This is a genomic window from Parcubacteria group bacterium CG10_big_fil_rev_8_21_14_0_10_36_14 (assembly GCA_002772895.1).
GTDB lineage: Bacteria > Patescibacteriota > Patescibacteriia.
Genome location: PFCS01000044.1, coordinates 1 through 10249 on the forward strand (window position 1 = coordinate 1; position 10249 = coordinate 10249).

At 36.1% G+C, this 10249-nt stretch carries 13 protein-coding genes; 3 read left to right on the forward strand and 10 right to left on the reverse strand.

The features are described 5' to 3' along the window. On the forward strand, positions 1–376 hold a 376-nt coding region (locus COU51_03645), incomplete at its 5' end, for a hypothetical protein (GenBank protein PIR66485.1). A 39-nt stretch (positions 377–415) separates the two neighbouring features. Here COU51_03645 and COU51_03650 read toward each other — a convergent pair. After that, on the reverse strand, positions 416–1405 hold the full coding sequence (locus COU51_03650; GenBank protein ID PIR66486.1) for a D-glycerate dehydrogenase: 990 nt from the start codon (positions 1403–1405) through the stop codon (positions 416–418). 13 nt (positions 1406–1418) lie between these two features. Beyond that, positions 1419–2198 (reverse strand): hypothetical protein, encoded by a 780-nt coding sequence (locus COU51_03655; GenBank protein PIR66487.1) that lies wholly within the window; start codon positions 2196–2198, stop codon positions 1419–1421. Between the two features lie 23 nt (positions 2199–2221). On the opposite strand from COU51_03655, the gene COU51_03660 reads away from it, so the two are divergent. After that, the gene (locus COU51_03660) at positions 2222–2797 is read left to right on the forward strand and encodes a hypothetical protein (GenBank protein PIR66488.1); all 576 of its coding nucleotides are present in this window, start codon (positions 2222–2224) and stop codon (positions 2795–2797) included. Between the two features lie 15 nt (positions 2798–2812). On the opposite strand, the gene COU51_03665 is transcribed toward COU51_03660, so the two are convergent. From COU51_03665 to COU51_03700, 8 genes are all read right to left on the reverse strand, one after another. Beyond that, complete coding sequence (locus tag COU51_03665) at positions 2813–3790, reverse strand: hypothetical protein (protein PIR66489.1); 978 nt, start codon at positions 3788–3790, stop codon at positions 2813–2815. 35 nt (positions 3791–3825) lie between these two features. Next, positions 3826–4743 (reverse strand): fructose-1,6-bisphosphate aldolase, class II, encoded by a 918-nt coding sequence (gene fba / locus COU51_03670; protein PIR66490.1) that lies wholly within the window; start codon positions 4741–4743, stop codon positions 3826–3828. A 68-nt stretch (positions 4744–4811) separates the two neighbouring features. Then, positions 4812–5243 carry a hypothetical protein gene (locus COU51_03675; GenBank protein PIR66491.1) on the reverse strand — a complete coding sequence of 144 codons (432 nt, stop codon included), beginning with the start codon at positions 5241–5243 and terminating at the stop codon, positions 4812–4814. Between the two features lie 83 nt (positions 5244–5326). Next, complete coding sequence (locus COU51_03680; protein ID PIR66492.1) at positions 5327–6331, reverse strand: hypothetical protein; 1005 nt, start codon at positions 6329–6331, stop codon at positions 5327–5329. Between the two features lie 30 nt (positions 6332–6361). Then, complete coding sequence (locus COU51_03685; GenBank protein ID PIR66497.1) at positions 6362–7345, reverse strand: transketolase; 984 nt, start codon at positions 7343–7345, stop codon at positions 6362–6364. A 1-nt stretch (position 7346) separates the two neighbouring features. Beyond that, a complete protein-coding gene (locus COU51_03690) occupies positions 7347–8204 on the reverse strand; it encodes a transketolase (protein ID PIR66493.1) in 858 nt (285 codons plus the stop codon). Positions 8205–8330: 126 nt separating this feature from the next. Next, the gene (locus tag COU51_03695) at positions 8331–8951 is read right to left on the reverse strand and encodes a ribulose-phosphate 3-epimerase (GenBank protein PIR66494.1); all 621 of its coding nucleotides are present in this window, start codon (positions 8949–8951) and stop codon (positions 8331–8333) included. 19 nt (positions 8952–8970) lie between these two features. Further along, positions 8971–9645, reverse strand: coding sequence for a hypothetical protein (locus tag COU51_03700; GenBank protein PIR66495.1), 675 nt, complete (start codon positions 9643–9645; stop codon positions 8971–8973). Positions 9646–9665: 20 nt separating this feature from the next. Here COU51_03700 and COU51_03705 point away from each other — a divergent pair, with 20 nt between their 5' ends. Beyond that, positions 9666–9881 (forward strand): hypothetical protein, encoded by a 216-nt coding sequence (locus COU51_03705; GenBank protein PIR66496.1) that lies wholly within the window; start codon positions 9666–9668, stop codon positions 9879–9881. The last annotated feature ends 368 nt before the right edge of the window (positions 9882–10249 follow it).

A 10249-nucleotide genomic window follows, 5' to 3' on the forward strand; every position in this document is an offset into this window, starting at 1 on the left:
AAAGGTTAGTTTATATTTGATAACCAATGAATCAACCAAAAATATATCTTACAAAAATAAAATTATTTTATATAACTTCACAGAAAATCAAAAAATAGAAAGCCCGCTCACAATAAAAGGCAGGGCGCGCGGAACCTGGTTTTTTGAAGAAAGTTTCCCTATCATTTTAGTTAATTGGGATGGGCTGATTATCGCTCAAAGCTATGCAACCGCAAAAACAGAATGGATGACAGAAGATTATGTAGAGTTTGAGGGAAAAATAGAATTTCAAAAACCCGGAGTATATGATAGAGGCGCTCTGATACTTCAAAAAGACAACCCTTCAGGGTTGTCCGAATACGATGACGCGCTAGAGATTTCAATCGAATATAAATAATATAAGAGCCTCGCAATGCGAGGCTCTTATTATAAAGTTCTATTTTACCAAGTTCGGCGGAGTTTTGCCGGATAAGGCGGCAATAATATTTTTCGCCGCGATTTCTGCCATTTCGCTTCTAGTTTCAAAAGATGCGGAAGCAATATGCGGAGTTATTATAACATTATTTGCCTTGCGCAAATATTTTAAATTGCTTACTTTGCACCCAAGTTTTGGCTCGCACTCATAAACATCAATTCCTGCGCCGGCAATTTCTTTTTTTCTTAAAGCAGAAACCAATGCGTATTCGTCTATAATCGGACCGCGTGAAGTATTTATTATAAAAGCAGCATTCTTCATTAATTTAAACTGTTTTTCACTCATTAAATGATGGGTCTGTTTTAGGAGAGGAACATGGAGCGTGACAAAGTCAGATTTTTTTAACAATTCGTCCATTTTTACATATTTCGCTTTATATTTATTTTCAAATTCACGATTGCGTTTTATATCATAATATAAAATCTTCATATTAAATCCTAATGATGCGCGTTGAGCGACAGCGTGACCAATTGCTCCCAAACCAACAATACCAACTGTCTTATCATGCAAATCAGTTCCTAAAAGAAGCATCGGTCCCCAGCCCTTATATTTTCCATGCCTCATAAAGTTATCTCCCTCTACCATTCTTTTTGCCAATCCTATCATAAGGGCAAAAGTATGTTCTGCAACCGATTCACTGATTAGATTGCCCGGCGTATTTGTTACCATTATCTTTCTTTTTTTTGCGTCTTCCAAATTTATATTATTAAATCCGACTGCGTAATTGGCAACAATCTTTAATTGTTTTCCAATTCCATCTAAAATTTTTCCGTTTATCTGGTCAGTTAGAAGACATAAAAGCGCGTCGCATCCTTTTGCGTTTTTTATAATTTCTCGTGAAGATAAAACTCTATCATAAGGGCTGACTTTCACATCAAAATTCTTTTTTGCTTTTAACATCTCTATCCCCGCTTCGGGAATCCTACGGGTAATATAAATTTTTTTCTTCATAAATTTAATTTCTTTATTTTATTAATGTAATTTCCATATTGGATAAAGTTCCCTCAATATCCGCGAACCAATCGTCGTGCACGGCAAAAGTCAAATAAACAACGTCTTTGCCGGCAACATCAAGCGTCATATTACAGCTTTTACTCGCATCACATCGTGGTATTCCGCAATGTGCTATAACACCGACATCATTATTAGCTACCAAGCAATGGTTCCACCACAAATCGTCGCCTACCACATGATTACATTCATTCGACAATTCAATATTCGGGTCAGTTGAAAAAGCAATTAAATCGACGGCATCTTCGCGACTTACACCAGAATAAGTGCATCCGGCAGAAGACCCCGTGTAGTCCTTTACCCCTAAAACAGCTTGCACCTGTAATTTACTATAACCCTTAACATCAATTTTTTTTGTCCAAAATCCGCGCCATATTGAATTTTTAGTTCTACACCTGAAGGCAAAAATTCCCGGTTTTAGGGTATTCCGATAATCTTGGCAACGCCCGCCTTTTTTGCTCATTATATAAACCCCAATATTTCTCGATAAATTTGGGTTGTAAGATTTTAGTAAATCCGAGGATGCAAGTTGGATGTATTCATCGACGTTATTATCTACAGAGTACGCAACTGTGTTTGCGTTATCCTTGCCTAACGCAACTTCGTTCGCCACCGCGCCTATATATGCTAAACTGATAATGACGATAAAAAATACCGTAGATAAAAGCCATTTTGCTCGCCCTAAAAAAAAATTAAACTTATTTTTTTTATTCTTTTTTTTCTTTTTTTTCATATAGAACGATATTAATTTTTATATTGACTTCTCATAAATCATATGCTAAATTATTAGAAGAGTTCATTTATAATTATACAACAAAAAGAGAAGAGAGAAAAATGGCAAAACAAATCGTCTGCCCGTTATGTAAAAAACATAAAATCAATGATAATGATTTGTTGTATTATATTTATTTTCCATACAGGAAAAAGTTTGCCGTTCATACGCTAAAATTAGATAGTTGCCCACAAGCCAAAGAAATGGTTCGGAAATTAAAACCAATAATCCAAAAATTATGCGCAATATGGCTGAGTGTTTCTATTTATAAATTGGAAGACGATTGTTACCGTTTTTATTTTCGTATTATCGTTAAAGATGAAAAAGCTCTTGCTGTTATTGAAGAAAGGGTTGGCCCCAAATTTTCTCTTGATAAAGCGATTGAAGCTGTTGATATGTTAAAAGTCTGTCTATTGGCTGTATTTGCTGAAAAAATACAAAAAGAAAATCCTTCGGCTTTAGCAACCAAAGCAGAACGCAAAGATTTGGCAGAACAAGTTAATAAAGAAGTAATAAACGCTGTTGGAGATCTATATAAAATACTTCAGCTTGAAAGATAACCAAAATCCCGACATTTATGTCGGGATTTTTTCTTTTCTGATTTTTACTTTATTGAGTTGTATTTTATTGGGAAATTCTGTCAGCAAGCCATTTTTTGCTCCCATTTTTTTTATCACACCATCGGAGTTTAAAATGCCCAAACGTAAAGCATAATCAAGATTATTTTTAAGCATCAGCCCGGAACAAAAACCCGAGCCAAATGCATCGCCTGCTCCGGTAGTATTTACTGGCCTTGTACCCAAACTTGGTGCAAACCACAGTTCGTTTTTTTGCAGACAAAAGGCTCCTTTTGGTCCATCGGTTATAACGACATATGGCGCCACACCTTTTAATTTTTTTATAATTATATTCATATTTTCATATTTCGTTTCACAAAGCAACGCAGCTTCTTCTCTATTCAAATTTAAAACCTCAAGCCCATGAAAATATTTTTTTAATTTCGAAAGTCCCTGTTTCAATTCTCCTCCGCCGGGATTATACATCATTTTTATCTTATTCTTCTTAGCGTAAACCAAAATTTTGGAAAGAAGTTTTATGTTTCCGCCAAGAGATGTCATATAAAACCAATCCGGCTTCTCTCCTTTAGGTAAAAAATCCAATGCATTGCTTGCTCCGCGATAAACCAAAATGCTTCGCTGACCCGTACCCAAAAGCAAAAGAGTGGAATAAGATGTCTGCCTATTCTTATCTTTTTGCAAAAGTGCAGTATTAATTCTCTTTTCTTTTAACGTACGTTCTATCTCGCCACCAAATAAATCATTTCCAATCCGCGTCATCACAGAAACATCCATTCCCAAATTAACAAAAGTTACAGCACAATTTGTTGCTCCTCCTCCGGTATCAATAAAAACTTCTTGCACTTCGTTTTTAGAACCCAAAGCAAGACACTCTCCAATGCCGGTTACAAATTTTTCTGATTTCATTTCTTTAAATGCGCTACTTTTTAAATAAACATCCAAAGTAGCGCTACCAATTGTAATTATCTTCGACATATTTAACAAATTGGTTTTCTATATATCATAATTATTTATACTTTATTTCTGCTCCCACAAACTATTATTCTATGCTCTACCGCACGTTGCAATTCATCACGAGCAGGTCCAAGCAATTTTCGCGGATCATAAGCGCCCTTATCTTTTGCGACTGTTTCGCGAAGCGTCGCATTAAATGCCAAGCGCAAATCAGTATCTGTATTTACTTTTCTAATACCAAATTTTATTGCGTTTTTTAATAAAATGTCACCCAAACCTCGCGCATTAGTCAGTTTTGCGCCATATTTTTTTGCTTTTTGCACATACTTTTGATCTACTTGACTCGCTCCATGCAAAACCAACGGAACTTTTACCAATTCTTTTATTTCTTTCAATCGATTAAAATCAAGCCTTGGCTTTCCCTTAAATTTGCAAGGTCCATGCGCTGTGCCGATTGATATAGCCAGCGCATCACATCCGGTTTTCTTTACAAAATCCTTTGCTTGTTCAGGGTCTGTAAAAAAAGCTTGCTTTTCACTTACTGAGACCAAATCTTCAATTCCCTCTATTGCGCCGATTTCCGCTTCAACGCTAACACCTTTTCTATGAGCCATCGCTACAACCTCTTTTGTCTTTTTTATATTTTGTCCATATGGAAAAGTTGAAGCATCTATCATTACCGAAGTATAACCGGAATCAATTGCCTGTTTTATAACTTTTAGGTCCTTTCCGTGATCAAGATGTAAAACAACCGGCACAGATGCTTTTGCTGCAACATTAACCATTGCCACTAAATAATCCATTCCCGCATATTGTATAGCTCCTTCCGAAGTCTGTATAATTACCGGCGATTTTAGCTTTACTACTCCACGTATTATTGCCTGCAGTATCTCCATGTTGTTTATATTAAAAGCAGGCACTGCGTATTTGCCCCGTTCTGCATCAGTTAAAACCTTTTTTAATGTCACTAACATATAACAAATGATTAATTTTTATTCTTATTATATTTTACCACAAATAAAAAAGCAGCACTATTCTGCTGCTAAAAAATCAAAGACGACACATCGTTAAGGCCAAGACCTTCTTGAATATCTCTTTCCAAAATAATCTCAAAATGCAAAGCAATATCTATCAAAAAACGCTTCACTCCTTCCAACGGTTCTGTTGGATATTTTCCACTTGGAGATAAAACACCGGACGCGATAAGCTCTGGCGCACCAATCTTTCCATCTTCTCCACCGTGAATTGACAGACGCACCACTTTTTCATCGGCTAAACGCAAAACTTTGAGATTAAAAAATCCCGCATGAGAAACGGATGAACTCATTATCACACATCCGCGAACACCAGATAACTCATAAGAGCCATTTTGTCTATCTCCACTTATCTGTAAAGATCTTTCCCAAGAATCAATAACTGCCGAATATAATTCTGTGGGCAATAACCGCCTTTTTCCTCCCAAAAATTGTCCCATCTCTTTCCTCCATCTTCGACTATCAACAAAATACAATAATTGGTCTTTTTTGTCAAGTGAATAAAAATCCTGAATCAGGATTTTTATATTTTTCTTGGTTTTATTTTTAAATATTTTTTTAAGAGTTTTTCTATTCCTACCTTTGAGAGCAGTCCATCTTGCGGACCAATGCTGGAAATAACCGAAGTAGAGTTCGCAGTTCCCCAACGCAACGCTTCGTCAACGCCTTTTTTATAATGAAGAGCGGCAACAAAACCGGTTGCAAAAGCGTCTCCCGCACCCGTCATTTCAACTACCTTCACCGGAAAAACTCCCATTCTATAACATTTTTTATCACCACAAGAATAGGCGCCCTTCGAACCATCTGTCACTACAATTATTTGAGGTCCTAATGTCTGCAACTCCTTTAACAAGTCTTCCATATTTTCAAACCTGCCCACTAATTTATATGCCTCTTCTTTATTAACGAATAACACTTTTGTTGCTTTTAAAACCGGCGACAATTTTTTTGCCCCACGTTTTAGTTGATATGCGCCAGGATTAAAAGCTAAGCATGCGCCTGACTTTTTTACATATTCTACAATATCGCTCTCCAAGTGAATATGATTTTTTCCAACTGCCGTATAATAAACCCATTTTGCTTTATTAAGTTTCGGCAAATCATAATCTCTATTTACTCTATAAATAAGTTGCGTTCGTTCTCCGTTATAATTTAAGACGACCGTATAATTTGTTATTGATTTCTTATGTGTTTTTACATACTTTGTTGCCACGCCTTCCTTTTTGATGCCAGAAATAATTTTCTTTCCACTATCATCGTCTCCCACTATGCTATAAAAAGCAGCCTTCATTCCAAGCCGAACAGAACCAACGGCATTATTAGCCGCATTTCCGGCAATCCTCTGTTCAAAATGCTCAATCGGTATCTTATCGGCATAAGGGAGACAAAGCATCGAATTATGTTCTTCTCCAGACGGAACTATAATGGCTTCTTCTAATTTTAAAAAAGTATCCAATGTTGCGTCACCAATAGAAATAATATCAAACCTCGTCTTTCCATTTTTTTTATAATTTTTTTGCTTTGTCATAGGCTAAACGCTAATTCTTTATATATCAAATTATTTTCTTTTTAAAACTTTTTTTATGGCCTTAATAATGTATGGAGCGGTAAGTCCAAATTTATTTAACAACTCTTCCGGCTTTCCTGACTCACCAAACATATCGTCAACTCCGATGCGTTCTAAAGGAATTGGATAATTTTCTGCCAAAAGCTCACAAATAGCAGACCCCATTCCACCGTTTCTCTGATGCTCTTCAGCTGTAATGAATGCGCCGGTTTCTTTTGCCGCCTGTAACAATGTCTTCTTATCTAAAGGTTTTATTGTATGGTTATTAATAACCTGCACATCTATTTTTTCTTTTTCTAATTCTTTTGCGGCTTTTAATACCTCATAAACAAGCGCTCCGCATGCCACAATAGTCACGTCTTTACCTGTGCGCAAAATTTCTGCGCGTCCGATTTTAAAAGGGGTTTTTGATGTTGTAAAAATTGGAGTCGCCTCTCTGCCCAATCTGATATAACAAGGCCCAACAATCTTTGCAATTTCCAAAGTTGCTTTCTTTGCTTCTTCATAATCGCACGGAACGACGACTGTCATTTTTGGCAAAACTCTTGTTAGAGCGATATCTTCTATTGCTTGATGCGTTGCGCCGTCGGGGCCAACCGACACGCCTGCGTGCGCGCCAACAATTTTTACATTTGTTTCATTGTAACAAATCGTTGTTCTTATTTGTTCCCAATTTCTTCCTGGAGAAAACATTGCGTAAGATGCGATAAACGGAACCTTGCAACAAGTCGCCATTCCGGCTGCCATTGCCGCCATATTTTGTTCGGCAATTCCCACTTCAATAAATCTATTAGGAAATTTTTGTTTAAAAAGATGGTTTCTGGTTGATTCGGTCAAATCGCAACACAATACAACGATGTCTTTATTTTTTTCTCCAGCTAAAACAACCCCGTCTCCATATCCATGCCGTGTAGGAAGTTGCTTTATATTTTTTCCAAATAAATTTTTAACAAGATTTGCTTTTTTATTAATCATATTATTCATGTTCGGATTTAATTTTTCCACCCAAAGTCCTTAATTCACTTAAGGCCTTCATTGCCTCGCCTTCTTTTGGTACTTTGCCATGCCAAGTAAAATCGTATTCCATAAAGTCCACTCCTTTACCCGGAATTGTATGCGCAATTATTATTACCGGCCTTTCTACCACTGCCTTTGCTTCATTACAAGCATCTATAATATCTGTAATATTATGACCATCTATATCAATAACATACCAACCAAATGATTCAAACTTTTCGCGAAGCGGTTCTAATGGCATAACATCTTCTGTGTTGCCATCAATCTGAATATTATTTCTATCAATAATCGCTGTAAGATTTGCGAGCTTCTGTTTGCCTGCGAACATTAATGCCTCCCAAACAATCCCCTCATTTAATTCTCCATCGCCCATCAAACAATATATATTATATTTTTTCTTATCCATTCTGGCGGCATAAGCCATACCAACAGCCTGTGAAATCCCCTCGCCTAAAGGTCCGCTTGTTGCTTCAATTCCCGGAAGAGCGGTACGATGCGGATGCCCTTGCAAACGCGTGCCAAATTGACGCAAAGTCATTAATTCTTTTTTTGGAAAATAACCCGCGTGCGCCATTGTAGCATATTGAACCGGGCAAATATGCCCATTGGATAAAACTAATCTATCACGGTCGGGCCAATTTGGTTGTTTTGGTTTATGATTGAGTACAGAAAAATACAACGTGGTAAAAACATCCGTCATACCTAAGGGACCGGCCGAATGTCCTGAACCGGCTTTTAATAGCATTTTTATAATATCTTTTCTAATATAATTTGCTATTTTTTCCATTTTTTTTATTTCTCTATCAGATGTGTGCATATAATATTATTATATCAAATATTTATTTCTATAACCAATATCTCGTTAATAACTCCTCCCTAATTTTTTCTGTATACAAAAAATCCGCTGTTTTTAGCGTATTTTTTAAAAACTGCATGGAATGCGCTATTTTTCTAAATTTTCTATCGCTCTTGCGATATTTTTTGATTTAAAAATCGCGCTGGCGGCGCATAAAAAATCGGCGCCCGCTTTCATAATCTCTTTTGCGTTTTTTTGATCTACTCCCCCATCAACTCCGATTTTTATTTTTGGCGCAAGCTTTTTGATTTGTTTTATTTTTTGCAAAGTAACAGGCTGAAATTTTTGTCCACTAAAACCCGGGTCCACTCCCATCACCAAGACATAATTAATTTTTTTCAAAAATGGTTTTAATTTTTTGATTGGCGTTTTCGGATTTATGGCAATGCCGACTTCTTTTTTATATTTTTTAATCTGCCGAATGCATTCGTCCGCTTTTTTTGTCGCTTCAATATGAAAAATAATCCGCTTGGCCCCTGCCTTCGCCCAATCTTCTATAATTAACTCTGGTTCTTTAACCATCAAATGAGCCTCAAACTCAACAGATAGCTTCATCCGTTCTATCTCATCTGTTTCTGCCCAAGTTTTATTGGGAACAAAAATACCATCCATAACATCAATTTGAACAAAATTCGTATAAGGCATAATGGTTTTCACCTTATATAAAAATTCTTTTTTTGTTTTTGCCAAAATCGCCGAGATTACCATATATATAAATTATATCAAATCAATTGCTTCGCAACCAATATCTCATAATTAATCCTTCTCGAACCTTCTTGGTATTCCCATGCCTTAACAATCCCAAATAAGATTGCAATGTTTCATTAGTTGGATTTGCCTTTATTCTTCTAAACATCCTCTCTTTTGTTTTTCTTCTTAATATTCTATGATCGCAAAAATTATTCCAGCCCAAAAAATCAACTCTGGAGGCATATGTTTTGATAAAAACTTTATTTGGATGCAGGGTTAATTTTAATTCTTTTTGCAAAAAAACTTGTATTTGTGGAATCAAATTTTCCAGCCATTTTTTATCTTGCGACAAAATTACGAAATCATCAGCATAACGAATATAATATTTTGCTTTTAATTTATGTTTTATATGTTGGTCAAGTTTATTCATATAAATATTGGAAAATAATTGGGAGGTTAAGTTGCCAAGAGGCAGACCGTATGATTCTCCCCCTTTCCAAGGGGGAGTTAGAGGGGGTTCTGCATTTGTACAAAAACTTCCAATAATATTATCCAAAAGCCAAATAATATTTTTATCAGGTATATATTCATACAGTATATTTAGTAATATTTTATGGTCAATGCTCGCGAAAAACTTTTTGATATCGCATTTCAGAACACAGATATACTCTGGGACAAAAAATAAATATTTTGTTAGTAGAAACAATTGAATCTATCTCTATTGCTACATTTTTGAAACACGAAGAAAAACAACCCTATGTAAAATTAGCCATCAGAAAAACCGATACCTTAAAAATATTTTTCATGATACTTTGGGAAATCAAATCTATGAATGATAAAAGATATATTTTTCTTTCTGAAAAATTGAATGAACTTGGGCGGATGCTGGGCGGATGGAATGGGCAGCTTGAAAAACAAAACTCTCTCGCAAAAACGAGAGAGAAATGAAAAGATTTGCGAAACGACGAACGCGAACCCATCGTCGCGGTTCCACATGTTGTCAGGGTTGTCATAGTACGCATTCAACCAGCAACCATCCTCGTTGCGATTCGCATTGAGGAGGTTCGGATTGCCGTCAGAATTGCACGAGATATCATCTATATCACCACCTCTTGAATACTCTTGAGGTTGAATCTAATCCGGCATCGCAATGCCTTAATATCTCGTGCCAAGTATCTTCTTTTTTTGAAGTTTCTGCATACACCACACTACCCGAAACAATAGCCGCGGATTCAATAATCTAAACTGAACGCACCACCCAATTAGAAAAATATGGTCAAAACCATTAAAGTGGTGGATATGTCAAATAATTTAAA

Bases quoted from the DNA above. Each gene is read 5' to 3' on its own strand.
- COU51_03650 (PIR66486.1), bottom strand. From the start codon at position 1,405: ATGAAGAAAAAAATTTATATTACCCGTAGGATTCCCGAAGCGGGGATA.
- COU51_03655 (PIR66487.1), bottom strand. From the start codon at position 2,198: ATGAAAAAAAAGAAAAAAAAGAATAAAAAAAATAAGTTTAATTTTTTT.
- COU51_03665 (PIR66489.1), bottom strand. From the start codon at position 3,790: ATGTCGAAGATAATTACAATTGGTAGCGCTACTTTGGATGTTTATTTA.
- fba (PIR66490.1), bottom strand. From the start codon at position 4,743: ATGTTAGTGACATTAAAAAAGGTTTTAACTGATGCAGAACGGGGCAAA.
- COU51_03675 (PIR66491.1), bottom strand. From the start codon at position 5,243: ATGGGACAATTTTTGGGAGGAAAAAGGCGGTTATTGCCCACAGAATTA.
- COU51_03680 (PIR66492.1), bottom strand. From the start codon at position 6,331: ATGACAAAGCAAAAAAATTATAAAAAAAATGGAAAGACGAGGTTTGAT.
- COU51_03685 (PIR66497.1), bottom strand. From the start codon at position 7,345: ATGATTAATAAAAAAGCAAATCTTGTTAAAAATTTATTTGGAAAAAAT.
- COU51_03690 (PIR66493.1), bottom strand. From the start codon at position 8,204: ATGCACACATCTGATAGAGAAATAAAAAAAATGGAAAAAATAGCAAAT.
- COU51_03695 (PIR66494.1), bottom strand. From the start codon at position 8,951: ATGGTAATCTCGGCGATTTTGGCAAAAACAAAAAAAGAATTTTTATAT.